General features: G+C 73.6%; 16 protein-coding genes and 4 pseudogenes. 10 read left to right on the top strand and 10 right to left on the bottom strand.

Annotated features, from left to right (window positions below; translation table 11 throughout):
• Positions 1-31: 31 nt before the first annotated feature.
• The 3 genes from ABEB13_RS14545 to ABEB13_RS14535 all read right to left on the bottom strand — a co-directional run bounded on the left by ABEB13_RS14545 (position 32) and on the right by ABEB13_RS14535 (position 2,929).
• Positions 32-1,000 carry a metal ABC transporter permease gene (locus ABEB13_RS14545; protein ID WP_345705862.1) on the bottom strand — a complete coding sequence of 323 codons (969 nt, stop codon included), beginning with the start codon at positions 998-1,000 and terminating at the stop codon, positions 32-34.
• Positions 997-1,719: a metal ABC transporter ATP-binding protein gene (locus ABEB13_RS14540; protein WP_425559883.1), complete on the bottom strand. Its 723-nt coding sequence runs from the start codon at positions 1,717-1,719 to the stop codon at positions 997-999. The genes ABEB13_RS14545 and ABEB13_RS14540 overlap by 4 nt, the downstream gene beginning before the upstream one ends.
• Positions 1,720-1,897: 178 nt before the next feature.
• On the bottom strand, positions 1,898-2,929 hold the full coding sequence (locus tag ABEB13_RS14535; protein WP_345705861.1) for a metal ABC transporter substrate-binding protein: 1,032 nt from the start codon (positions 2,927-2,929) through the stop codon (positions 1,898-1,900).
• Between the two features lie 228 nt (positions 2,930-3,157).
• Between ABEB13_RS14535 and ABEB13_RS14530 the strand changes: the two genes are divergently transcribed.
• Positions 3,158-4,540, top strand: a complete 1,383-nt coding sequence (locus ABEB13_RS14530) for a glycine--tRNA ligase (protein ID WP_345705860.1) — start codon at positions 3,158-3,160, stop codon at positions 4,538-4,540.
• Positions 4,541-4,689: 149 nt separating this feature from the next.
• Here the strand turns inward: ABEB13_RS14530 and ABEB13_RS14525 are convergent, their stop codons facing one another.
• Complete coding sequence (locus tag ABEB13_RS14525) at positions 4,690-4,884, bottom strand: hypothetical protein (protein WP_345705859.1); 195 nt, start codon at positions 4,882-4,884, stop codon at positions 4,690-4,692.
• A gap of 1,090 nt (positions 4,885-5,974) precedes the next feature.
• On the opposite strand from ABEB13_RS14525, the gene ABEB13_RS14520 reads away from it, so the two are divergent.
• Positions 5,975-6,361, top strand: coding sequence for a hypothetical protein (locus ABEB13_RS14520; RefSeq protein WP_345705858.1), 387 nt, complete (start codon positions 5,975-5,977; stop codon positions 6,359-6,361).
• 178 nt (positions 6,362-6,539) lie between these two features.
• Here the strand turns inward: ABEB13_RS14520 and ybiA are convergent, their stop codons facing one another.
• Both ybiA and ABEB13_RS14510 read right to left on the bottom strand, forming a co-directional pair.
• Positions 6,540-7,121 carry a riboflavin biosynthesis intermediates N-glycosidase gene (gene ybiA, locus ABEB13_RS14515; RefSeq protein ID WP_345705857.1) on the bottom strand — a complete coding sequence of 194 codons (582 nt, stop codon included), beginning with the start codon at positions 7,119-7,121 and terminating at the stop codon, positions 6,540-6,542.
• A gap of 162 nt (positions 7,122-7,283) precedes the next feature.
• Positions 7,284-8,713, bottom strand: a pseudogene (locus ABEB13_RS14510) (MFS transporter).
• A 102-nt stretch (positions 8,714-8,815) separates the two neighbouring features.
• Here ABEB13_RS14510 and ABEB13_RS14505 point away from each other — a divergent pair.
• The 5 genes and pseudogenes from ABEB13_RS14505 to ABEB13_RS14485 form a co-directional block, all read left to right on the top strand.
• Positions 8,816-9,718, top strand: coding sequence for a helix-turn-helix transcriptional regulator (locus ABEB13_RS14505; RefSeq protein WP_345705856.1), 903 nt, complete (start codon positions 8,816-8,818; stop codon positions 9,716-9,718).
• A gap of 99 nt (positions 9,719-9,817) precedes the next feature.
• Positions 9,818-10,998 (top strand): annotated as a pseudogene (dusB, locus tag ABEB13_RS14500) (tRNA dihydrouridine synthase DusB).
• Between the two features lie 565 nt (positions 10,999-11,563).
• Entirely contained in the window at positions 11,564-14,272 is a 2,709-nt protein-coding gene (ppdK, locus tag ABEB13_RS14495; RefSeq protein ID WP_345705855.1) for a pyruvate, phosphate dikinase, read from the top strand.
• A 261-nt stretch (positions 14,273-14,533) separates the two neighbouring features.
• Positions 14,534-15,070, top strand: coding sequence for a ribonuclease domain-containing protein (locus ABEB13_RS14490; RefSeq protein ID WP_345705854.1), 537 nt, complete (start codon positions 14,534-14,536; stop codon positions 15,068-15,070).
• Positions 15,071-15,198: 128 nt separating this feature from the next.
• Positions 15,199-16,109, top strand: a pseudogene (locus tag ABEB13_RS14485) (ADP-ribosylglycohydrolase family protein); the annotation flags it as partial.
• A 408-nt stretch (positions 16,110-16,517) separates the two neighbouring features.
• Here ABEB13_RS14485 and ABEB13_RS14480 read toward each other — a convergent pair.
• The gene (locus ABEB13_RS14480) at positions 16,518-17,132 is read right to left on the bottom strand and encodes a TetR/AcrR family transcriptional regulator (protein WP_345705853.1); all 615 of its coding nucleotides are present in this window, start codon (positions 17,130-17,132) and stop codon (positions 16,518-16,520) included.
• A 37-nt stretch (positions 17,133-17,169) separates the two neighbouring features.
• Here ABEB13_RS14480 and ABEB13_RS14475 point away from each other — a divergent pair, with 37 nt between their 5' ends.
• Positions 17,170-17,496, top strand: coding sequence for a rhodanese-like domain-containing protein (locus tag ABEB13_RS14475; RefSeq protein WP_345705852.1), 327 nt, complete (start codon positions 17,170-17,172; stop codon positions 17,494-17,496).
• Between the two features lie 122 nt (positions 17,497-17,618).
• Here the strand turns inward: ABEB13_RS14475 and ABEB13_RS14470 are convergent, their stop codons facing one another.
• Positions 17,619-18,338: a GNAT family N-acetyltransferase gene (locus ABEB13_RS14470; protein WP_345705851.1), complete on the bottom strand. Its 720-nt coding sequence runs from the start codon at positions 18,336-18,338 to the stop codon at positions 17,619-17,621.
• A 701-nt stretch (positions 18,339-19,039) separates the two neighbouring features.
• On the opposite strand from ABEB13_RS14470, the gene ABEB13_RS14465 reads away from it, so the two are divergent.
• Positions 19,040-19,984, top strand: a complete 945-nt coding sequence (locus tag ABEB13_RS14465) for a PAC2 family protein (RefSeq protein ID WP_345705850.1) — start codon at positions 19,040-19,042, stop codon at positions 19,982-19,984.
• A gap of 88 nt (positions 19,985-20,072) precedes the next feature.
• Positions 20,073-21,077: an SGNH/GDSL hydrolase family protein gene (locus ABEB13_RS14460; RefSeq protein ID WP_345705849.1), complete on the top strand. Its 1,005-nt coding sequence runs from the start codon at positions 20,073-20,075 to the stop codon at positions 21,075-21,077.
• A 112-nt stretch (positions 21,078-21,189) separates the two neighbouring features.
• Here the strand turns inward: ABEB13_RS14460 and nirD are convergent, their stop codons facing one another.
• Both nirD and nirB read right to left on the bottom strand, forming a co-directional pair.
• Entirely contained in the window at positions 21,190-21,549 is a 360-nt protein-coding gene (nirD, locus tag ABEB13_RS14455) for a nitrite reductase small subunit NirD (RefSeq protein ID WP_345705848.1), read from the bottom strand.
• Positions 21,546-24,150, bottom strand: a pseudogene (gene nirB, locus ABEB13_RS14450) (nitrite reductase large subunit NirB). The gene nirD and the pseudogene nirB overlap by 4 nt, the downstream one beginning before the upstream one ends.
• Positions 24,151-24,152 lie beyond the last annotated feature (2 nt).

Raw genomic sequence — 24,152 nt, 5'->3', positions numbered from 1 at the left:
GGTCCTCCTGGGATGGGGATGCTGTCGCACCTCATTGTGCCAGCCCGGTGCCCGCCGCCGATGCGCTCTCGGGCGCCTTCCCCTGGCTCGGGACCGAAGCCGTCGCGGCGCCCTCCGGCGCTCCCGCCCGCGGCAGGGCGACGTCGCAGACGGCCGGTCCGGCGTCCGGTGCGCTCCGGTGCCGCCGGCGCGCCAGCGGCGCGGCCGCGGCGCTGAAGACCGCGAAGGCCGCGATCGCCAGCAGCACGATCGCCGGCCCCGACGGCACGTCCGCCTGGTAGGAGCCCATGACCCCCAGCACGGCGACGGTGATGCCGAGCACCACCGCCGCGGTCTGGGTGGCCGCGAACGACCGGGTCAGCTGCTGCGCCGCCGCGACCGGGACGACCATCAGCGCGCTGACCAGCAGCAGGCCGACCACCCGCATCGCGACCGTGACGGTGACCGCCGCCATGACGGCGAGCAGCAGGTTCAGCACCCGCACCGGGATGCCGGTCACCCGGGCGAACTCCTCGTCCTGGCAGATCGCGAACAGCTGGCGGCGCAGCCCGAAGGTCACCGCCACGACCACGGCGGCCAGCCCGCCGATGGTGACCAGGTCGGTGGGGGAGACGGTGAGGATGGAGCCCCAGAGGTAGCTCTCCAGGTTCCCGCCGCCGGCCTGGGAGGCGGCGCTGACGCTGACCAGCAGCTTGCCGCAGGCCATGCCGCCGTAGAACAGCATCGCCAGCGCGATGTCCCCGCGCTGGTTGCCGCGGGAGCGGACGAGCTCCATCACCACCGCGCCGAGGATGCAGACCACCACGGCCATCCAGACCGGGCTGGTCTGGAAGAGGAAGCCGAGGCCGACACCGGTCAGCGCGACGTGGCCGATGCCGTCGCCCATCAGGGCCTGGCGGCGCTGCACCAGGTAGACGCCGACCGCGGGTGCGGTGATCCCGACCAGGACGGCGGCGACCAGGGCGCGCTGCATGAAGTCGAACTGGAACATCTCGGTCATGCCAGCAGTCCAGGGGGAGTCGGGTCGGCGTGCGGGTGGACGTGGTCGTGGCCGGGCAGGGCGTGCTGTCCGACGCTCTCGGGCGGCGGCCCGTCGTGCGCCACGCAGCCGTCGCGCAGCACCACGGCGCGGTCGATCAGCGACTCCAGCGGCCCCAGTTCGTGCAGGACGAGCAGGACGGCGCAGCCGCGCCCGACCTCGCGGCGCAGGATGTCGGCGAGCACCTGCTGGCTGGTGACGTCCACACCGGCCATCGGCTCGTCCATGATCAGCAGGTCGGGCTCGCCGACCAGCGCACGGGCGATCAGCACCCGCTGGTGCTGCCCGCCGGAGAGCCCCGCCACGCCGTCCTCGGCCCGGTCCAGCATGCCCACGGCGGCGAGCGCCCGGTCGACCGCGGAGCGGTCGCGACGGCGGAACGGGCCCAGCCGGTGCTGCGGCAGCCGTCCGGTGGAGACCACCTCGCGGACGGTGGCGGGCACCCCGCCGGCGGCGGTGGTGCGCTGCGGCACGTAGCCGATCCGGCGCCAGGACCGGAACCGGCCGTACGGGGTGCCGAAGAGCTCCAGCGCGCCGGCGTCCAGCGGGACGGCGCCGATCACGGCCTTGACGGTGGTCGACTTGCCGGAGCCGTTGGCGCCGAGCAGGGCCACCACCTCGCCCGGGCCGACGGTGAGGTCGACCCCGCGCAGCACGGGCCGCCCGCCGACCGAGGCCACCGCGTCCGTCAGGCGGACCGCCGGAGCGGCGGGCGGTGTGCCGGGTGCGGTCGCGCCCGGCGGCGTCCGGGGGAGGTGGCCCGGGCCGGGAGGGGTTCCGCGGAGGGGGTCGTCGATGCCGTCCCGACGGGGGCCGGCGCGGGTGGGGGGATGACAGAGCTCATGGCGTGGTGTCCCGTCAGCTGGTGGCGCCGAGCGCGGCCCGCAGGTTGGTCAGGTTCTGATGCATGATCGAGAAGTAGTCGCCGCGGCCGTTCTTGACACCCTCCAGCGGGTCCAGGACGGCGGTCCTCAGGCCGAGGTCCCGGGCCACGCTCTCGGCGAGGGCCGGGCTCACCAGGCTCTCGAAGAAGATCGTGGTGACGCCGTTCCCCTTGGCCGCCTTCTGGATGGAGGCGAGCCGGGCCGGAGTGGGCTCGGCCTCGGGGTCGACGCCGCTGATCGCGATCTGGTCGATGCCGTAGTGGTCGGCGAGGTAGCCGAAGGCGGCGTGGCTGGTGACGAAGGACTTGCCCCGGACACCCTTGAGCCCGTCGCGGAACTCCGCGTCGAGCGTGCCGAGCCGGCCCACGAGGTCGGTGGTGTTCTTCGCGTAGTCCGCGGCGTGCGCCGGGTCCGCCTTGGCGAACTCCGCACCGACGGCCCGGGCGACGGCCGCGTACCGGGCCGGGTCGAGCCAGATGTGCGGGTCGCCGGTCGGCCCGGCGTGCTCGTGGCCGGCCTCGTCGGTGGTGCCCTCGTCGAGGTGGTGGTCGACCAGCGGGGAGGCCGCGGTGGCGTCGATCACGTGCCGGGAGTGGGACTGGGCGACCGCCCGGTCGACGGTCGGCTGCAGGCCCTTGAGGTAGAGGACGGCGCCGGCCTGCTGGACGGCTCCGACCTGCTTGGCGGTGAGTTCGAGGTCGTGGGGCTCGACGCCGGCGGCCGTGAGGTCGGTCACCTTCACGTGGTCGCCGCCGATCTGCGAGGCGAGGAACTCCATCGGGTAGAACGACGCGACCACCCGGAGCCGGCCCTGTGCGTCCTCGGCGCTGCTCGTCCCGCCGCAGGCGGTGAGGGTGAGCGCCGCCGCCAGGGCGGCGGCCGTCAGGGACACCGCGGCGCCGGCGGATATCCGGCCGGTGCTGCGGTCGCGGGTGTCCGCGGCCGTCCGGTCGGCGGGCATCCGGTCGGTGGGCCGGCGCGGGCCGCGGCGTCGCAGGATCGTCATGACAACCATTCTCATGTTATGTGGAAATGATTGTCAACTCACCCGATTGGGTGACGGCCGACCGTGGGCCGGCCCCCAACCCTCCCCCGGCGTCCGCAGGCCGTGCCGCCGCCCGGCGGACGGTCGATATCGATTTGAACGCCCTCCCCGGGCTCCCGGTAACCTGAGGTATTCGGGTGCGTGCAACCAGCCGTGCCCTGACCGTGCCGTCGTTATGAAGAGAGCACTGTGGCCGCCGACAAGATCGACACGATCGTCAGCCTGAGCAAGCGCCGTGGCTTCGTCTACCCCTGCAGCGAGATCTACGGCGGTACCCGCGCCGCCTGGGACTACGGTCCGCTCGGCGTCGAGCTCAAGGAGAACATCAAGCGCCTGTGGTGGCGCTCGATGGTGCACGCTCGGGAGGACGTCGTCGGACTGGACTCCTCGGTGATCCTCGCCCGCGAGGTCTGGGAGGCCTCCGGCCACGTCGCCACCTTCAACGACCCGCTCACCGAGTGCCTCTCCTGTCACAAGCGGTTCCGGGCGGACCACCTGGAGGAGGCGTACGAGGCCAAGCACGGCAGGCTGCCCGCCAACGGCCTCGCCGACATCAACTGCCCGAACTGCGGCAACAAGGGCGCCTTCACGGAGCCCAAGGAGTTCTCGGGCATGCTGAAGACGCACCTCGGCGTGACCGAGGACGCGTCCGGCCTGGCCTACCTCAGGCCGGAGACCGCGCAGGGCATCTTCACCAACTTCAGCGCCGTGCAGACCACCTCGCGCAAGAAGCCGCCGTTCGGCATCGCCCAGGTCGGCAAGAGCTTCCGCAACGAGATCACGCCCGGCAACTTCATCTTCCGCACCCGCGAGTTCGAGCAGATGGAGATGGAGTTCTTCGTCAAGCCCGGCGACGACGAGCAGTGGCACGAGTACTGGCTCGAGCAGCGCTGGAACTGGTACCGCGACCTCGGCCTGCGCGAGGAGAACATGCGCTTCTTCGAGCACCCGAAGGAGAAGCTCTCCCACTACGCCAAGCGCACCGTCGACATCGAGTACCGCTTCAACTTCGGCGGCACCGAGTTCTCCGAGCTGGAGGGCATCGCCAACCGCACGGACTACGACCTCGCCGTGCACAGCGAGCACTCCGGCAAGGACCTCCGGTACTTCGACCAGGAGTCCGGCGAGCGGTACTTCCCGTACGTCATCGAGCCGGCGGCCGGCCTCAACCGCGCGATGCTGGCCTTCCTGCTCGACGCGTACTTCGAGGACGAGGCGCCCAACGCCAAGGGCGTCATGGAGAAGCGTGCCGGCATGCGCCTCGACCCGCGGCTCGCCCCGGTCAAGGTCGCCGTCCTGCCGCTGTCGCGCAACGCCGACCTCTCGCCGAAGGCCCGCGGTCTCGCCGCCGACCTGCGCACCGCCTGGAACGTCGAGTTCGACGACGCCGGTGCCATCGGCAAGCGCTACCGCCGCCAGGACGAGATCGGCACGCCGTTCTGCGTCACCGTGGACTTCGACACCCTCGACGACAACGCCGTGACCGTCCGCGAGCGGGACACCATGGCGCAGGAGCGCGTGTCGCTCGACCAGGTGAAGGCCTACCTGGGCGCCCGCCTGATCGGCTGCTGATGCCGAACGGCTGACGCCCGATCCGTCGGCGCCCCCTCCGGCCCCTTCGCCGCGTCCCGCACCTCGCCGTGCGGGACGCGGCGAAGGGGCCGAGGTGTGCCGGGGCACGGGGCGGGCCCGCATCCGTGGCCGGTGGTTGTCGTCCGGAGTCAGCGACGGCCGCGTGAACGGGCGGTGCGGGCCGGGGGAGGCGAGGTCGGGAGGCCGGCCGACCGGAGTGCCGCGAGAGCGTTGCGCGACCGCCCGTCGTCCAGCGTCGCCACGGCGTCGAGCAGCACGCGGTAGAGCGCCGGCCGGTCGGCGACGGCGGCCGCGAACCCGCCGACATCGGACGCCGAACGCATCCTCACCACCTCCCGCACCAGTACGGACGCCAGGGACGCGGACACCCCCGACCCGCCGACCGGGTCGGCCCCCGTCCGCGGCGGGGGCGGCCACCGGGCCCGGACCGGGGCGACCGCCCTCGCCGCCGGCGGACCGGTCGTCCAGCACGTGCACGGTGGCCGCCACCTCGGCGATCGAGCGGCCGGCGGTCTGGCGCAGCAGACTGCGGACATCGCCGTCCCGTCCGGCCGCCGCGAGCCGGAAGGAGAGGTCGGCCAACTCCGCCGGGGGAGCGGACGCCCACTCCCACAGCAGCGTCTGCCCGTCGGCGGCCTGCCCGGCCCGCTCCAGTGCGGCCAGCAGACCCGGCAGCCCCGCCGCCGGCAGCCCCCACAGCGCGTGGAACAGCTCCGCGGCCTCGTCGACCAGCCCCACGCGACGGAGCTCCGCCAGCGTGTCCGCCGCCTGCCGGGCCGGCCCGTGCGCGGCGGCCCGCACCAGGTAGCCGGACGCGCCGTACGGGCCGCCCGTGCGCAACAGCCCGGCCAGGCCCACGACATCGGACGGGGCCAGGGTGACGGACGCCTGGGCGGTCACCGCCGCGGACTCCTGCGCCGCGCCCCGCCGGTGCAGGTCGGCGATCCGGGCGGCCAGGGCCGAGATGTCCCGGGGATCGCGCGGCGCAGGCGTGGCGTCGTCGGCCCCACGCGCGGCGGTCGCCGCGCGTGATCCGGACGGCGTGCCGGGCCGGGAGTCCCGGGTCTGCCGGGCAGCGTCGTCGAGGCCGTCCGCGGCGGGACGGATTCCGCCGAAGCGGGCGCCACGCATCGGCGCGGCCGCCGGGGGCACCTCCCCCACGGCCGACGGCGGGCCGACCGGATCGGTGGTGACCGGCCCGGCGAGACCGGGCGGGGCCGCGGCCGATGCCCGGGCCGGAGCGTGTCCCTGGAAGGCGCCGCCGAACCGGGCGCCCGTCGGCCGCTGCCGGCCGGATGCGGGCGACGTGACGGTGGGGGCGCCGGGTGCGGCCTCGGGCCGCAGCACCGCTCCCTGGCCGCCCTGCCCGCCCTGCGCGGGCGGAGGAGCCGCGGTCTGACGCCGGGTCTGCAGGTGGGGGTCCAGCTGGTCCTGGCCCCCCGGGCCGGACTGCCGCAGCAGGTCCTCCAGGGCGAGCAGCCGCTCGCTCAGCTCCAGGCACCGAGTGCCGAGGCCTTCGCGCAGGGTCTGTGCCTGCCGGAGTTGGCGCACCAGATCCGGGTCCGGGCTCCGGTGCGGCTGCGCGTACCCGTGCGCCAGGTCCGGCTCGCTCGCGGTCCGGACGGCCTCGGCCAGTCGCCGCTCGCGGTGGGTCGCGTACTGCCGGGCCCGCAGCAGTTCGTCCAACTCGCCGCGCATCGCCCGGATGTCCGCCGTGGTCGCTCCCAGCTCCTGCACCGTCATCGCCGCCCGACCAGCCCTCTCCGCCGCGGGAGCCTCCCGACAGGCCCCCGGCTCTGACTCCGAGCCATCCTGGCGGGCCGATACGGCAGGCGTGTTACGGGCATGAGTCCGCTGTCTTTCGGCCAACGGTGCTGCCAGGAAACCGGGTTGGTGCCGCCGGGCCACAGCGGGCGGCTCGGGCGGGCGGCTCGGGCGGGCCGCTGGACGCCGCCGCGCGTCGCGTCGGCGGCCGGGCTCAGGCGGCCGCGATCCGGGCCCGCGCCTCCATCAGCGCGAAGCCCAGCAGGTTGAGGCCGCGCCAGTGGTGGGGCGCCGTCGCGTGGTCGTGGTCCGCAGCGAGACCGATGCCCCACAGTCGGTCGAGCGGGCTGGCCTCCACCAGCACCCGCCGCGCCGTCCCCAGGAGGTAGGCCCGCAGGGCGTCGTCCTGACCGAACTTCGCGACGTTGCCCCGGACGACCAGATCGAAGCGTTCGGACACCCAGAGCGCGTCGTCGAATCCGCGCACCAGCCGGCCGAGGTTCTTCGCCTCGGCCGGGGTCCGGGCGGCGAGGATCCGCTCGCAGGCCTCCTCGTCACCGAAGAGCCGTGCCTTGCCGGCCATCATCCAGTGCTCGGCCGACCGGTACACCACGCCGTCGACCGTGAACGTCGCCGGCCACCACTGGCTGAGCGAACCTGCGCCGATCCGCCCGTCCGGCTCGGCACGGTGGCCCCAGAACAGGAGGTACTTGGGCCGGGCGCCGGCCTGCACCACGGCCGCCAGTTCGTCGCGGGTCCGGGTGTCGGTCGGATCGCCGGGCGGAATTGTCGTCATGTCGGCATGCTTTCACCCTCGCCGACGGCAGGCTGCCGGTTTTCCGGCCGCCCCTCGTCCGGGTCGGCCGACCGGCCGACCGACCGGCCGACCGGCCGACCGGCCGACCGGCCGACCGGCCGACCGGCCGACCGGACTGCCGACCCGCCGACCCGCCGCCCGTCATCCGACCGAGCGGGGCAGCCGCGAACTCAGCAGGGCGATCACCAGCGACCCGCCCACCTGGATCGTCAGGACGAGCGCCAGCGCACGGGTCATCCCGAGCCCCGGCGCCAGCGCGAGGAACAGTGTGCCGAGTGTCGCCACCCCCAGGGCCAGGCTGGACTGCTGCGCGGTCGCCAGGACACCGCTGCCGACCCCGGCCCGCTCGGCCGGGACTTTCGACAGCACCACCCGGAACAGCGGCGTGCCGATCAGGCCCTGGCCGATGCCGGCCAGTGCCACGCCCGGCAGCATCCGCAGCGGGGTGAGGCCGGCCCCGTCGGCGAGGACCGTGGTGATGAGGACGATCAGGCCGGTGCCCTGGACGACCGCCCCGGCGGTGATCACCCGACTGCCGAACCGGCCGATCAGCCGCGGGCCCGACAGCGAGGCCGCGAAGTAGCCGGTGGCCATCGGCACCAGGGCCCACCCCGCCGCCACCGGACCGAGCCGCAGGCCCTGCTGCAGCATGATCGCGACGACGAACATGAAGCCGCCGAAGCCGGTGAAGAACGGAAGGGCGATGCCGAGACCCCGGCGCATCTCGGGGATCCGCAGCAGGGACAGCGGGACCAGCGGGACACGGCCCGCCCGCTCCGCGCGCCGCTCCGTCCGGACGAAGCCCGCGGCGAGGAACGGGAACGCGCCCAGCGAGACCCACGTCCACAGCGGCCACCCGATCGCCCGCCCCTCCATCAGCGGAACGAACAGCGAGAGCAGCGCGGCGGTCAGCAGGCCGGTGCCGGGCAGGTCCACCCCCGCGGCCCGGGGGCCCGGCTCTCCGGGACGTACCGGACGGCCAGGGCGGCCGTGATCAGCGCGAACGGGACGTTGAGCAGGAACACCGCCCGCCAGCCGGTGCCGAACAGGTCGGCGGAGATCATCATCCCGCCCAGCACCTGGCCGATGACGACGGAGACGCCGCCGACCGCACCGTAGATGCCGAGGGCCCGGGCGCGCTGCGGACCGGAGAGGGTGGCGGTGATGCCGGCCAGGACCTGGGGCAGCAGGAGAGCGGCGGAGGCGCCCTGGGCCACCCGGGCCGCCACCAGGGCCCAGGCCGTCGGCGCGATGCCGCAGGCCAGCGAGGTCAGCGCGAACGCGGCGGCGCCGACGACGAACAGCCGCCGCCGTCCGAACGCGTCGCCGAGCCTGCCGCCCAGGACCAGCAGGACGGCGAAGGCGATGCCGTAGCCCGCCGCGACGAGCTCCAGCACGGCCGGCCCGGCGGCCAGATCGTGGTCGATGGTGGGGAGCGCGACGTTCACGATGAAGAAGTCGAGCATCGGGAGGAAGGCGCCGAGGAGAACGGTGACGAGGCCCGCCACCCCGAGCGACGGCTTGGCCGGGCCGGGGGCGGCGATCCGCGGAAGAGTCAGTTGCTGGGTCACGACCACGACGATCCGCCATCGGAGAACCTGGTACCAGAGAGTGTTTATCCGGGTATCACGAACACCTGGCAACCGGCTCGGACACGGCGCATGCTGGGCACCATGGCTACCACGACCGCCCCTGTGCCCGCACCGACGACCGCCGCCCGGCCTGCCGCGGATCGGCCTGCCGCGGATCGGCCCGCGGCGGTGCGGCGGCAGGAGCTGGCGGCGTTCCTGCGCAGCAGGCGGGAGCGGATCTCGCCCGAACAGGTGGGCCTCCCCGTGACGGGACGCCGCCGCACACCCGGGCTGCGCCGCGAGGAGGTCGCCCAGCTCGCCGCCGTGGGGGTCACCTGGTACACCTGGCTCGAACAGGGTCGGGACATCCAGGTCTCGGCCCAGGTGCTGCAGTCGGTGGCCCGGGCCCTGCTGCTCGACCCGACGGAGCGGGCCCACCTCTTCGTCCTGGCCGGCTCGGACGACCCGGCCCCGGTGGTCGAGTGCGCCACCGTGACACCCGCCGTCCGGCTGCTGCTCACGCAGCTGGAGCCGATGCCCGCGGCGGTCCTGAACAACCGGTACGACGTGCTGGCCTACAACCGCGCGTACACGTGGATCGTCGGCGACCTCGACCGGCTGCCGTTCGAGGACCGGAACCTGATGTGGCTGGCGTTCACGGAGTCGACCTTCCAGCGCTCGCTGGTCGACATCGACGAGGCGCAGCCCAGCCTGGTGGCGCGGTTCAGGGCCGCGATGGCGGACCACGGCGCGGAGCCCGCCTGGAAGACGCTCGTGGTCAGGCTGCGCAAGGCCTCCCCCGCGTTCGAGGCCGCCTGGCAGCAGCACGAGGTCGCGGGCCTGGGCAACGGGCTGAAGCGGTTCCTGCTCCCCGAGGTCGGCCTGCTGCGCTTCGAGTACACCAATCTGTGGCTGGGGCCCCGGCCCAGCCACCGGCTGGTCGCCTACACCCCGCAGGACGACGCGACCCGGCGGGCCCTCGACGGGCTCGCCGGGTCCTCCTGAGCCGGGCCGCGCCCGTGCCGGGCGGCCGAGTTCCGGAGCCGCCGTCGGGGTGAGGGAGAATGGAGAGTCCCGATTCCCCCTTGCTGAGGACTGCCGCGCATGACCAGCACGCCTGACACCGCCGACGCCGCCCCGACCACGGCTCCCGAGTTCGCACCGTTGAACATCGGTCCGATGCAGGTGTGGCCGCCCGTCGTGCTGGCGCCCATGGCAGGGATCACCAACGCGCCGTTCCGGACGCTCTGCCGGGAGCAGAGCGGGGGCAAGGGGCTCTACGTCTCCGAGATGATCACCACCCGGGCGCTGGTCGAGCGCAATGCCAAGACGATGCAGCTGATCAGGTTCGACCCGAGCGAGAAGCCCCGGTCGATCCAGCTCTACGGCGTGGATCCGGTGACGGTCGGCAAGGCCGCCCGGATGATCGCCGACGAGGGCCTGGCCGACCACATCGACCTCAACTTCGGCTGCCCCGTGCCCAAGGTCACCCGCAAGGGCGGCGGGTCGGCGCTTCCGTACAAGCGGAACCTGCTGCGCGACATCCTGCGCGAGGCGGTCGCCAACGCGGGGGACCTCCCGGTGACGATGAAGATGCGCAAGGGCATCGACGACGACCACCTGACGTTCCTGGACGCCGGGCGGATCGGTGCGGAGGAGGGCGTCTCGGCGATTGCCCTGCACGGCCGCACCGCGGCGCAGCACTACGGGGGCACGGCCGACTGGTCGGCCATCGCCCGGCTGAGGAGTCCGTTCCGGCAGAGATCCCGGTGCTCGGCAACGGCGACATCTGGTCGGCCGACGACGCGCTCCGGATGATGCGCGAGACCGGCTGCGACGGTGTCGTCGTCGGCCGCGGCTGCCTCGGCCGCCCGTGGCTCTTCAAGGATCTGGTCGCGGTCTTCGAGGGCGAGGTCGACCACGCGCGCCCGACCTTCGGGGAGGTGGCCCGGGCCATGGTCCGGCACGCCCAGCTGCTGGGGGAGTGGATCGGCGACGAGGCCCGCGGTGTGATCGACTTCCGCAAGCACGTGGCCTGGTACACCAAGGGCTTCTCGGTGGGCTCGGAGCTGCGGGTGCGGCTGGCCAACTCCGGCTCGCTGGCCGAGCTGGCGGAGACGCTGGCGCTGGTCGAGTCCGATCAGGTCTGGCCGGCCGGGGCCGACGGTCCGCGCGGGCGGACGAGCGGGAACAACCGGGTCGTGCTCCCCGAGGGGTGGTTGGACGATCCGTACGACTGCGCGCGCCCGGGCGATGACGCCGAATCGGACACATCCGGCGGGTGATCTGTACGTCAGGTACAGATCGGCGCCGATGCGGGGCCTGCCGATACGGCCCGGCTCTCTTGGACGATCTGGCCAAGAGGGCTCCTTTGTGGCGGATTTCCGTCACGCAGAAGCGACCATCCGTCGACGCCGGGTAGTCGAGGGCGTAGGTGAGGTACGCCCGGGTGTTGAGATGTGTCCGTGACGCTTGCCACATAAGCTGGCCTCCGGACGGATCGTCAGGGTTGCGTGGAGGCGTCGGCGGGGTGAATCGCTTCCCGAAGGGGGTTCGCGCCGATCCGCGTGCGTGGGTGCAGGAAATCAAACCGGGGCAACAGGGCGGACGATCGGGCGCTACTCTCCGTGGCCCGGATGTGATCTTCAGGTTTCGCTGTGTTCACTACTTGAACGATCGCTAGCGTCAGCCGGACGATTTCAGCAACAGAGGTGAACGCCTCGCCGGGCATTCGATCTGTCGGGTGCGGGCTGGTCCCTGAGCTCATACGGCCTATTGGGGCCGCGACAACGCCTTTGAAATGGGTATGTTCTCCGGCGTTAGGTCAACCGTGTGCGAGGAGACCGAGCCGTGGCGGCGCAGCAGAAGTTTGTTTACTCCTTCACCGAAGGAAACAAGGACCTCAAGGACCTTCTCGGCGGCAAGGGTGCCAACCTCTCCGAGATGACCAACCTGGGTCTCCCCGTCCCTCCGGGGTTCACCATCACGACCGAGGCCTGCAAGGTCTTCCTGGAGACGGGCAGCGAGCCCACCTCGCTGCACGAGGAGATCAGCAGCCATCTGGCCTCGCTCGAGGCCGAGATGGGCAAGCAGCTCGGCCAGGCGGACAATCCGCTGCTGGTCTCGGTGCGTTCGGGCGCCAAGTTCTCGATGCCCGGCATGATGGACACGGTCCTGAACATCGGCCTCTCCGACGCCTCGGTCGTCGGCCTCGCCGCCCAGGCCGGCAACGAGCGCTTCGCTTGGGACTCCTACCGCCGCCTGGTGCAGATGTTCGGCAAGACGGTGCTGGGTGTGGACGGCGAGCTGTTCGAGGAGGCGCTCGACGAGGCCAAGCACGCCAAGGGCACCGCCAGCGACCTCGACCTCACCGCCGAGGACCTGCGCGGACTGGTCGACACCTTCAAGGCGATCGTCCGGCGCGAGACCGGCCGGGACTTCCCGCAGGACCCGCGCGAGCAGATGGACCTCGCCATCCACGCGGTCTTCCACTCCTGGAACGGCGACCGCGCCCGGCTCTACCGCCGCCAGGAGCGCATCCCGAACGACCTGGGGACGGCGGTCAACGTCTGCAGCATGGTCTTCGGCAACCTCGGCGAGGACTCCGGCACCGGCGTCGCCTTCACCCGTGACCCCTCCACGGGCACCCAGGGCGTCTACGGCGACTACCTGCAGAACGCCCAGGGCGAGGACGTCGTCGCCGGCATCCGCAACACCCTGCCGCTGGCCGACCTCGAACAGCTCGACAAGAAGTCGTACGACGAGCTGATGGCCATCATGCAGACCCTGGAGACGCACTACCGCGACCTGTGCGACATCGAGTTCACCATCGAGCGCGGCAAGCTCTGGATGCTGCAGACCCGGGTCGGCAAGCGCACCGCCGCGGCCGCCTTCCGGATCGCCGTCCAGCTCGTCGACCAGGGCCTGATCGACCTGGACGAGGCGCTGCACCGGGTGACCGGCGGCCAGCTCGCCCAGCTGATGTTCCCGCGCTTCGCGCCCACCTCCGAAACCAGGCCGGTCGCCTGGGGCATCGCCGCCTCGCCCGGCGCCGCGGTCGGCCGGGTGGTCTTCGACTCGTACACCGCCGTCAAGTGGTCCCGCTCGGGCGAGAAGGTCATCCTCGTCCGCCGCGAGACCAACCCGGACGACCTGGAAGGCATGATCGCCGCCGAGGGCATCCTGACCTCCCGCGGCGGCAAGACCTCGCACGCGGCGGTCGTCGCCCGCGGCATGGGCAAGACCTGTGTCTGCGGCGCCGAGGAGCTGGAGGTGGACACCAAGAACCGCAAGTTCACCACCTCCGACGGCCAGGTCGTCCACGAGGGCGACATCGTCTCCGTCGACGGCGCCAACGGCAAGGTCTACCTGGGTGAAGTCCCGGTGCTGCCCTCCCCGGTCGTCGAGTACTTCGAGGGCACCCTGCACGCCGGCGCCGACGTCCAGGGCGGGCTCGTCCAGGCCGTCCACCGCCTGATGTCGCACGCCGACGTCCGCCGCCGGCTCGCCGTGCGCGCCAACGCCGACAACGCCGAGGACGCGAACCGCGCCCGCCGCTACGGCGCCCAGGGCATCGGCCTGTGCCGCACCGAGCACATGTTCCTCGGGGAGGAGCGCCGCAAGGAGGTCGAGCACCTGATCCTCGCGGACAACGACAAGGACCGCGAGACCGCCCTCTCCAGCCTCCTGCCGCTGCAGAAGGGCGACTTCGTCGAGCTTTTCCAGTCCATGGACGGCCTCCCGGTGACCGTCCGCCTGCTGGACCCGCCGCTGCACGAGTTCCTGCCCGACATCACCGAGCTTTCGGTGCGCGTCGCCCTCGCCGAGGCCCGCAAGGACCCGAACGAGAACGACCTGCGCCTGCTCCAGGCCGTGCACAAGCTGCACGAGCAGAACCCGATGCTGGGTCTGCGCGGCGTCCGTCTGGGCCTGGTCATCCCGGGCCTGTTCGGGATGCAGGTCCGGGCGATCGCCGAGGCCGCCGCCGAGCGCCGGCTGGCCGGCGGCGACCCGCGCCCCGAGGTGATGATCCCGCTGGTCGGCACGGTCCAGGAGCTGGAGCTGGTACGCGACGAGTGCGAGCGCGTACTCGCCGAGGTGGCCCAGTCCACCGGCGTCCGGCTGGACATCAAGCTCGGCACCATGATCGAGTTGCCGCGGGCCGCGGTGACCGCCGGTCAGATCGCCGAGGCCGCCGAGTTCTTCTCGTTCGGCACCAACGACCTGACCCAGACCGTCTGGGGCTTCTCCCGGGACGACGTGGAGGCGAGTTTCTTCACCGCGTACCTGGAAAAGGGAATCTTCGGCGTCAGCCCGTTCGAGACGATCGACCGGGACGGTGTGGGCTCGCTCGTCCGGCAGGCCTGTGAGGCCGGCCGGGCGACCAGGCCCGACCTGAAGCTGGGTGTCTGCGGGGAGCACGGCGGCGACCCGGAGTCGGTCCACTTCTTCCACCAGGTGGGGCTGGACTACGTGTCCTGCTCCCCCTTCCGGATCCCGGTGGCGCGCCTGGAGGCAGGCCGCGCCGCCCTTGAGACGGCGGGCAGCGACTCGCGCTGAGGAGGGCAACGACCTCTACCGCAGCGCGGTCCCATCGCTGACCGCACCCCCTCCGCAGGGGAGGGGCGTACGACGGAGCTCGGCGCAGGAGAGCCGTCGTACGGAGGTGGCCGGGGCGGGAACGGACAATGGCGTCCGTTCCCGCCCCGGTCCCGTTTCCCCCGGCGTGCCGGTGCGCCGCATGATGATCTGCACCCGAACGGGTGAGGGGTTTCCCGAGCACCGCCCGGGCCGCGCCGCCCAACGGGCAAGCTGGACGCCATGACCAGCCGAAACCGCTCGATCGCCGTCGCCGTGCTGGTGCTGTGCGCGATCGTCGCGGCCGCCGTCTACGCCCTCGACGACCGCGGCGGCCCGAAGCGCGGCGCCACCGCCGCGCCGACCACGCCACGCGGGTCCGACGCGGCCTCCGGGCCGGCGTCCCGGCTGCCGTCGGGCCGGGCGTCCGCGCCGGCATCGGGGCCGACCGTCCCGGCCTCCGCCGCCCGCACCGGCTGGGTGCCGAACAACCCGTCGCTGGCGGACGTCTGCCGCAGCAGGCTCCCGTCCCAGGCCAGGGACACCCTCGTCCTGATCGCCGACGGAGGCCCGTACCCCTACCGCTCGGACGGCATCGTGTTCGAGAACCGCGAAGGCCGCCTGCCGCGCCACCCGGGCGGCTACTACCACGAGTACACGGTGGTCACGCCGGGCTCCGCCGACCGCGGCACCCGGCGGGTCGTCACCGGTCAGGCGGGCGAACAGTTCTGGACGGCCGACCACTACGGCAGCTTCCAGGAGATCGACGCCCGCTGCTGACCACGGCCGAAACCGGTCGTCCCCGGGCCCGGGGCCTGTCAGGATCACCTCCGATGACCTCTCCCGAACCCTTCCGGCCCCGGCCGACCGCCGCCTCCGCCCCGACCACCCCGACCCTCCCGACCGCCGTGTCCGTTCCGGCCGTCCCGACCGGCGCGTCCGTACCGGCCTTCGACGCACTGCAGGGCCTGTCCGTCGGCGACGCCCTCGGCGCCCAGTTCTTCGTCCCGGCCAACCGCCACCGCCTCTCCCGGCGCGAGGCGCCGCCCGGAAGGTGGCCGTGGACGGACGACACCGAGATGGCCTGCTCGGTGTACGCGGCCCAGACCGAGCGCGGCCGCATCGACACCTTCGACCTCACGCACGCCTTCGCCGACCGCCACGACTTCGACCGCGGCTACGGCCCGGCGGCCAACCGCCTGCTGCGCCTCGTCCGGGAGGGCGGTGACGCCCGCCGGCTGGCGGCCGAACTCTTCGACGGCCAGGGCTCGTACGGCAACGGCGCGGCGATGCGGGTGGCCCCCTCGGCGCGGCGTTCGCGGACGACCCGGAGGCCGTCGTGGGGCCGGCCGCCGCCACGGCCGTGATCACCCACACCCATCCGCAGGCGGTGGACGGCGCCATCGCGGTGGCGGTGGCCGCCGCTCTCGCGGCCCGGGGCCGCGCGGACGGCGGTCGCCACCGGGATCCCCGGGAGCGACGGGAGTTCCTGGCCGAGGTACGGCGGCTGACGCCCGAGGGCGCCGTCCGGCGCGGGATCGGCGAGGCGGGCGCACTGCTGGACGTCGCCGACCCGCACACCGCCGCGCGGGTGCTCGGCAACGGGAGCCGGGTCAGCGCGGCGGACACCGTCCCGTTCGCGCTCTGGGCCGCGGCCCGCAACCTCGGCGACTTCCCGCGGGCGATCTGGGACACCGTCACCGCAGGCGGCGACGTGGACACCACCGCGGCGATCGTGGGCGGCATCGTCGCCGCCCGCACCGGGACGGCCGGCGTCCCGGGTTCCTGGCTCGCCGCCCGGGAACCGCTGCCGGACTGGGCGGTCCCGGAGCCGGGCGGCGTTGCCGATCCGGCCCGGCAGCCGTTCCTCGGGTCGGATCCGATCCGACTGCCCCGCCCCACCGACGTCCCGGACCTGGTGTGGTCGGCGGAGGACTGGCAGCGGATCCGCTCCGGCCGGGGAGTCGGCCGGGGGCGGCCGACGGCCGGGCCGCCGTCGACCACTGGCTGTGCTGCACCGCCGAGGGAGTCCTCTACGTGCACCACCGGGCCACCGGGCACAGGCTGCTGGAGGTAACGGTCGAGGCCCGTCGGCACGGTGCCAGACGGCCGGTCTCGGCCGTGCGCGAGGCCCACCCGGGACGCTGCGGCGGCACGCCGGACCTCCCGACCGGGGACCTCCTCCGCGCCCTCTGATCCCGCCGGGCCCGGCCCGCCGGCGAGGCCGTCACCGGGCCGCGCGGGCCAGGCGGAGCAGGCCGGCGCGCATCCGCTGCTCGCCGAGTTCCGGCAGGAGTGCGGCGACGTGGTCGGCGGCCAGCGCCGCGAGCAGGGCGTGGGCGGCCTGGTCGGGGTCGGGCGCGGTGTCCAGCAGGATCGCCGTGTGGCGGTGCCAGAACCGGTAGGCGCCGATCCGGTACCGGGCGCCCGTGGTGGCGGTCTCCGACATCCGCACCAGCGTCAGATGTTCGAGCAGGTAGTCGAAGTAGGCGTCGAGGAACGCGGCGAGCCGCTCCTCGGCGGGTGCCCCGGGGCCGAGCGGGGGCGGCCCGTGCAGGATCGCCTCCTGGAGCACCCGCTCGCGGGCGTCCAGCAGGGCGGCCGCGAGCCCTGCCTTGTCGCCGAACCGGCGGAACAGCGTCCCCTTGCCGACACCGGCGGCCGCGGCCACCTGGTCCATGGACACCGCCTCGACGCCCTGTTCGGCGAACAGCCCGGCGGCCGCCTCCAGGACGGCGATCCGGTTGCGGGCCGCGTCCGCGCGCTCCTTGGGCGGCGGCGTCCGCAGCAGCTCCAGGGGCACTGGATAAACGGACTGCGGTCCGCTATTGTCCTGAGTCATAAGAGGACTGTAGTCCGATTCTTTGGGAGGCACTGGCATGACCGCACTCATCACCCGCGACGAGCTGGCGGCGGCGATCGGGGCGGGCACGGTGACCGTCGTCGACACCCTCGGCGGCGCGTACTACGCCCAGCAGCATCTGCCCGGCGCGCTGGCCCTGACCCCGGCCGAGGTCGATGCCCTGGCCGCCGCCCTGCTCCCCGACCGCGGGGCCGCCGTCGTCACCTACTGCTCCAACCCGGCGTGCCCCAACAGCGGGCAGGTCGCCGACCGGCTCACCGCCCTCGGGTACACCGACGTCCGCAAGTACCGCGAGGGCATCCAGGACTGGGTGGAGGCAGGTCTTCCCACCGAGACCGCCTGACCGCGGCGGGGAGGGAACGGGCAGGGGAGGACCGCGAGCGCGGCCTCCCCTGCCCGGTCGCGCGCCGTGCGCGTCGGCACCCGCCGCCTGTGCGGCCGGCGGCTACCGCGCGCGCCCCGGCGTCACGCGTGGATCAGCGGTGCGCCGTGTCTGAGGCACTCCTGGGTGTGGGCCGGGTCCGGGGCGCTGGGCGAGGTGGCGGCCGCGATCCGCAGTTCGACGATGTCGCGGACGGCCGGCCACTCCTCGTCGAGGATCGAGTAGAAGGCGGTCGACCGGACGACCCCGTCGAGGCCGCGGGAGTGGGCCCGGCGCACGCCCTCGCAGGTCGCGCCGAGCCGCTCGATCGCGGCGCGCGAGCGCAGGTTCCGGGCGTCGGCGCGCAGCGAGATCCGCTGCACGCGCCACTCCTCGAAGGCGTGGCGCAGCATGAGCAGCTTGGCCTCGGTGTTGATGCCGGTGCCCTGGGCGTGCGGGGACAGCCAGGTGTTCCCGATCTCGGCGGCGTCCGGGACGGCTTCACGCGGATCGCCGAACGGCACGCCGGGCACCGGCGGCCAGACCAGCGGCCCCTGCCAGTAGTCGAGTTCCAGGAAGCGGGTGGAGCCCACCACCCGGTCGTCCCTGGTGCTCACCGTGGCGAACGGCAGGGACCGCCCGGCGGCCTGGTCGGCGAGCGCGCGCGCGATGTAGTCGCGGGCCGCTTCCAGTCCGTGCGGGACGGGGGTGAAGGCGTAGGTCGTACGGTCCTCGGCGCCTGCCGCGGCCAGTGCCGCGGCGTGGTGCTCGGCGAGAGGCTCCAGCCGCACGGTGCGGCCGATGAGGGTGACGGGTACGGGCACGGATCCTTCGGTCCTTCGGCGATCGGAGGGGCCCCTGCGCCGGGGTTGCGGCGTGGGGGCTGGGTCTTTCGCCCCGCTCCGGTGTCCCCGCCGCCCGGTCCGTCGCACGCCGGTGGGACCGGTGGCGCGGGGGAGGCGGCGGCCCGGAGGCGGGCAGCGCGGTGCCGGAGCGGGAACGGGTCGACGGCCCGGACCGGCGGGATGGGCGAGGGGACAGTGTGCGTCCGCGAGATGGCCGAGTGAGAGACGAGAGCACGAAGGGAAGCAGGCGGCCAGATGAAGGCAAGGTGCGCAGTGTGTGACTGGCCGCGCACTCGTCCGGGACGTGGCCCGCGCCGTCACGGACGGCGTGGCGACGACGCGACGATGCGAGGCAGCGAGAGGACGATACCCGCCAGAAGGCGGTGCGTCACTTCGCGGCGCGCGATAAGGGGCGCGCGCGTGTCCCGGGTACGCCGTGGCGGCCGTCGGGACGCCGCGCCGGGGCCCCGAATGCCCGCCCCACCAGCGGATTCGCGGAGGGTGAGAATATTCTGGGTGAGCGGTGGAGAGATCGCGCCAGGTCCGGGGGCGGGTGCGGGAATGTCGTGGCCGTCCGGCACGCTGGAGTGATCAGGAAGGCGCCCGGGAGGCGCCTGCCGGGGCACTGCCGACCGAGGCCGGCCCGACGACGGACGAGACGGAACGGGGTTGGGTGCACCGTGCGTGATCCCCACGAGTTGTATGAGCTGGAACCGGCGGGCGTCGCCGCGGTCGCCGTGGCTCAGGAGGCCGCGGCCGACGCCGACAGCGGGCTGGTGCTGCTGTACCACTTCGAGGGCTTCATGGACGCGGGCGAGGCGGGCACCCAGGTGGTCGCCCACCTGCTGGAGCACGGCTCCCCGCAGGTGGTGGCCCGGTTCGACCACGACCGCCTGGTGGACTACCGCGCCCGGCGGCCCGCGATGGTGTTCGACCGCGAGCGCTGGACGGACTACGACCCGCCGGAGATCCTCCTCCAGCTGGTGAAGGACTCCGTCGGCGCGCCGTTCCTGGTGCTGTCCGGGCCGGAGCCGGACACCGAGTGGGAGCTGTTCTCGGCCGCCGTGCGCGGCCTGATCGAGCGCTTCGACGTCCGGCTGGCGGTCGACTTCCACGGCATCCCGATGGGCGTGCCGCACACCCGTCCGGTGGGGCTCACCCCGCACGGCACCCGGATGGACCTCGCGTCCGGGTACCCGAAGTGGTTCGACCAGGCGCAGGTGCCCGGCAGCGCGCAGGCACTGCTGGAGTACCGCCTCGCCGAATCCGGGCACGACGTGCTGGGCTTCGCCGTCCACGTGCCGCACTACATCGCCCGCTCGGCCTACCCGTCCGCCGCGGTGGTGATCCTGGAGGCGGTCCAGTCCGCGACGGGCCTCGTGCTGCCGGGCACCGAGCTCCGGCTGCGGGTGGACGAGGTGCACGCGGAGATCGAGGAGCAGCTCTCCCAGGGCGACGGCGAACTCCGCTCCGCGATCCGCGGCATGGAGGGCCAGTACGACGCGGTGGCCGGCGCGGACGACCGGGACAGCCTCCTCGCCGAGACGGCCGACCTCCCGTCGGCGGACGAGCTGGGCCGCCGCTTCGAGGAGTTCCTCGCCGAGCACGAACGCGACTCCGAGTAGCGGCCCGCCCCGCCCGGCGGGGGATCTTCGGGCGGTCCCGTACGTTGGGAGCGCCGAGGCCCCGCCCGGGTGGGCCGGAGGGGGACACATGGCAGTCAGGCACGGTGCGGTCGCCACGGCGGCGGTGCTGCTCGCCCTGGTACCGGTCGCCGGCTGCAGCAGTGACGGCGCCGGGCCGCGGGATGCCGCGCCGGCCCCGTCGCAGCCCGCCGGCGGGTCCGCCGCGTCCCCGTCGGCCGCGGTGAAGGCCGTGCCCGGCCCGTACGTCGCGCTCGGCGACTCCTACACCTCCGGGCCGCGGGTGCCGCCGCAGACCGGCACGCCCGCCGGCTGCGAGCGCTCCGGGGCGGACTACCCGGCGCTGGTGGCCGCCGCTCTGGGGCTGGGCGGCGCCGACTTCCGGGACGTGAGCTGCAGCGGGGCCACGACCACCGATCTCGGCCGACCCCAGCGGACGTCCGGCGGCACCAACCCGGCGCAGCTCGACGCCCTGACGTCGGCGACCCGGCTGGTCACCGTCGGCATCGGCGGCAACGACGCGGGCTTCATGGACGTGCTCACCCACTGCGCGCGCGAGTCCCTCCGCGCCTCGCTGCGCCCCGGCAGCGGCGGCACCGGTGACGGGGCGTCGGCCACCGCCCCCTGCCGGGCCTCGTACGCCGCCGCCGGCGGCGGGCCGGACGACGTCCAGCGCCGGGTCGACGCGGCGGGCGCGAAGGTCGCCGACGTCCTCGGCGAGATCCGCCGGCGCGCACCGCGCGCGGCCGTGTACGTGGTCGGCTACCCGACGCTCTTTCCGGCGGACGCCGCCGCCTGCACGGACACCGTGGGCGATGCCGTGGCCCCCGGCGACCTGGCCTTCCTCGCCGAGAAGCAGCAGCAGCTCAACGCGATGCTCCGGGAGCGCGCGGCCGCCGCCGGTGCCCGGTTCGTCGACACCGCGGCGGCCTCCGCGGGGCACGACCTGTGCGCCGGGCCGGAGCAGCGCTGGATCGAGCCGGTCCTCCCGGCGGCCGGCGCGGCGCCCCTGCACCCGAACGCCCTCGGGGAGCGCGGCATGGCCGCGGCCGTGCTCGCCGCCGTCCGGAGCTGAGCCCCTGCCCGGAGCCCGGCGGGCATGCCACCGGCCGTCCGCGGGTCAGGGCAGGGACTGCGGACGGCCGGGGCCGATCGGTGGCCGGTGGACCGGTGGCGCGGGGCGCCGGTCAGGCGGCGCCGAGACGGGCCGCGTGGACGGGGATCCGGACGGTCTCGTCGTCCAGGCACTCGCCGGTGGCCAGGTCGAACCGCTGCTTCAGCAGGGGCGACGCCACGTACACCCGGCCGTCGGCGGTGGAGCCGACCAGACCGCGGGAGAGCACGTAGGCACCGGTGAACGGGTCCCGGTTGGCGACCGAGTAGAGCCGGCCGGTGTGGTCGCGGAAGACGGCGGCCTGGGTGCCGTCCGGCAGCAGGACGGCGACGCCGCGGCCGGGGACGAGCTGGTCCCAGTCGCAGACGGACGTCCAGGAGCGGCCGGCGAGGAGCTCGACGCGGGTGTTGGTGGCAACGGCGGTCGTGGTCATCGGGTCTCCTGCAGCGCATTGTCGGGGTCGAGGGCGGCGAGCAGCTCCTCCTCGGTGGCGAGGAGCACCAGGTCGGGCTTGATCTGGTCGCGCTCCGGGGTGAACCGGATGCTGGGGTCGGGGACGCCGGGGGCGTTGACGAAGGAGACGAAGCGGCGCATCCGGTCCGGGTCGGCCAGCGTCGCGGCCCACTCGTCCTGGTAGTCGTCGACGTGGTGCGCCATCAGCGCCTCCAGGTCGGCGGCGATGCCCAGCGAGTCCTCCACCACCACCTCGCGGACGTGGTCGAGGCCGCCCTCGATCCGGTCCAGCCAGGTGGAGGTGCGCTCCAGCCGGTCGGCGGTGCGGATGTAGAACATCAGGAACCGGTCGATCAGCCGGATCAGCTGCTCGTCGTCGAGGTCCTGCGCGAGCAGGTCGGCGTGGCGCGGGGTCGCACCGCCGTTGCCGCCGACGTAGAGGTTCCAGCCTTTGGAGGTGGCGATGATGCCGAAGTCCTTGCCGCGGGCCTCGGCGCACTCGCGGGCGCAGCCGGAGACCGCCGACTTGAGCTTGTGCGGGCTGCGCAGGCCGCGGTACCGCAGCTCCAGCTGGATCGCCATGGCGACGGAGTCCTGCACGCCGTAGCGGCACCAGGTCGAGCCGACGCAGGACTTCACCGTCCGCAGCGACTTGCCGTAGGCGTGGCCGGACTCGAAGCCGGCGTCGACCAGCCGGGACCAGATCTGCGGGAGCTGGTCGACCCGGGCGCCGAAGAGGTCGATCCGCTGACCGCCGGTGATCTTGGTGTAGAGGCCGAAGTCGCGGGCGACCTCGCCGATCACGATCAGCTTCTCCGGGGTGATCTCGCCGCCCGGGATGCGGGGGACGACCGAGTAGGAGCCGTTCTTCTGGAGGTTCGCCAGGAAGTGGTCGTTGGTGTCCTGCAGCGCGGCCTGCTCGCCGTCCAGGATGTGGCCGGAGGCCTCCAGCTCGGGGGCGAGCGAGGCGATGATCGAGCCGACCGTCGGCTTGCAGACCTCGCAGCCCTCCGCGCCCTCGGGGCCCGGCCGTGCTCGGCGAGCAGCTGCCGGTGGGTGGCGATCCGCTTCACCCGGACGATCTCGTACAGCTCGGCGCGGGTGTGCGCGAAGCAGGGGCACAGGCCCTTGTCGACCTCGACGCCGGAGGCCTCCAGCTCGTCGCTGACGAGGGTGGAGAGCAGCTTGATGCAGGAGCCGCAGCCGGTGCCGGCCTTGGTGCACTTCTTGACCTCGGGCACCGTGCCGCAGGAGTGCTCGGTGACGGCGGCGCGGACCTGGCCCTTGGTGACGTTGTGGCAGTTGCAGACCACCGCGTCGTCCGGCAGCGCGGAGCTGCCCAGGGAGACCGGCGCGCCCAGGCCGGCCGGCAGCACCAGCGACTCGGCGGGCACCGGCAGCGGGTTGCCGGTGCCGGCCAGCGGCCGCAGCGAGGAGTACGCCTCGGCGTCGCCGACCAGGATGCCGCCCAGCAGCGCGCCCTCGGGGGTGACGACGAGCTTCTTGTACACACCGGAGCGGGAGTCGGAGTAGACGACGTCCAGCGCACCGGGGTGGTGCCGAAGGCGTCGCCGAAGCTGGCGACGTCGACGCCGAGGAGCTTGAGCTTGGTGGAGAGGTCGGCGCCGGTGAACGGCTTGCCGGTCTCGTCGGCGAGCTGCCGGGCGACGCTCTGCGCCATCTCGTAGCCGGGGGCGACCAGGCCGTACACCCGGCCGTCGACGGCCAGGGCGCACTCGCCGATGGCGAAGACGTGCTCGTCGGAGGTGCGGCACAGCTCGTCGATCGCGATGCCGCCGCGCTCGCCGACCGTCAGGCCGCAGTCGCGGGCGAGCTGGTCGCGGGGGCGGACACCGGCCGAGAAGATCACCAGGTCGGTCTCCAGGTCGGAGCCGTCGGTGAAGGTCATCCCGGTGGCGCGGCCGTCGGTGACGACGACGGTCTTGGTGCCGACGCCGGTGTGCACGACCACGCCCATCTCCTCGATGGTGCGGCGCAGCGCCTCGCCGCCGCCGTCGTCGACCTGCACCGGCATCAGCCGCGGCGCGAACTCGACCACGTGGGTCTCCAGGCCGAGTCCCCGCAGGGCGCCGGCGGCCTCCAGGCCGAGCAGGCCGCCGCCGACCACCGCGCCGACGTTCGCCGTCGCCGCGTAGGCCTCGATCGCCTCCAGGTCCTCGATGGTGCGGTAGACGAAACAGCCCTCGGCGTCCTTGCCCTCGACCGGCGGCACGAACGGGTAGGAGCCGGTGGCCAGCACCAGGGTGTCGTAGCCGATCGTGTGGCCGGCCGCGGTGGTGACGCTCTTCGCCGCCCGGTCGATCGAGGCGACGGGGGAGGAGAGGTGCACCTCGAAGCCGTGCCGGTCGGTGAAGCCGGCCTCGGCGAGCAGCAGGTCGTCGGCGGACTTGCCGGAGAAGTACGAGGTGAGGGCGACGCGGTCGTAGGCGTGCCGGGGCTCCTCGGCGAGGACGACGACCCGGTAGCGGTCGGCGGCACCGGTGTCGGCGAGGGCTTCCAGGAAGCGGTGGCCGACCATGCCGTACCCGACCAGGACGACGGTCGGCTTGCTGGTGGTCATCG

This window comes from Kitasatospora paranensis, assembly GCF_039544005.1.
Classification (GTDB): domain Bacteria; phylum Actinomycetota; class Actinomycetes; order Streptomycetales; family Streptomycetaceae; genus Kitasatospora; species Kitasatospora paranensis.
This window is presented reverse-complemented; position numbering and strand designations above follow the sequence as displayed.

What these genes read in the sequence shown, in the direction of transcription:
- nirD (WP_345705848.1), bottom strand. Translation starts at nt 21,549, where the DNA reads ATGACCACGACCGCCGTTGCCACCAACACCCGCGTCGAGCTCCTCGCC.
- ABEB13_RS14480 (WP_345705853.1), bottom strand. Translation starts at nt 17,132, where the DNA reads ATGACTCAGGACAATAGCGGACCGCAGTCCGTTTATCCAGTGCCCCTG.
- ABEB13_RS14475 (WP_345705852.1), top strand. Translation starts at nt 17,170, where the DNA reads ATGACCGCACTCATCACCCGCGACGAGCTGGCGGCGGCGATCGGGGCG.
- ABEB13_RS14505 (WP_345705856.1), top strand. Translation starts at nt 8,816, where the DNA reads ATGGCTACCACGACCGCCCCTGTGCCCGCACCGACGACCGCCGCCCGG.
- ABEB13_RS14525 (WP_345705859.1), bottom strand. Translation starts at nt 4,884, where the DNA reads ATGCGTTCGGCGTCCGATGTCGGCGGGTTCGCGGCCGCCGTCGCCGAC.
- ABEB13_RS14460 (WP_345705849.1), top strand. Translation starts at nt 20,073, where the DNA reads ATGGCAGTCAGGCACGGTGCGGTCGCCACGGCGGCGGTGCTGCTCGCC.
- ABEB13_RS14545 (WP_345705862.1), bottom strand. Translation starts at nt 1,000, where the DNA reads ATGACCGAGATGTTCCAGTTCGACTTCATGCAGCGCGCCCTGGTCGCC.
- ybiA (WP_345705857.1), bottom strand. Translation starts at nt 7,121, where the DNA reads ATGACGACAATTCCGCCCGGCGATCCGACCGACACCCGGACCCGCGAC.
- ABEB13_RS14535 (WP_345705861.1), bottom strand. Translation starts at nt 2,929, where the DNA reads ATGACGATCCTGCGACGCCGCGGCCCGCGCCGGCCCACCGACCGGATG.
- ABEB13_RS14490 (WP_345705854.1), top strand. Translation starts at nt 14,534, where the DNA reads ATGACCAGCCGAAACCGCTCGATCGCCGTCGCCGTGCTGGTGCTGTGC.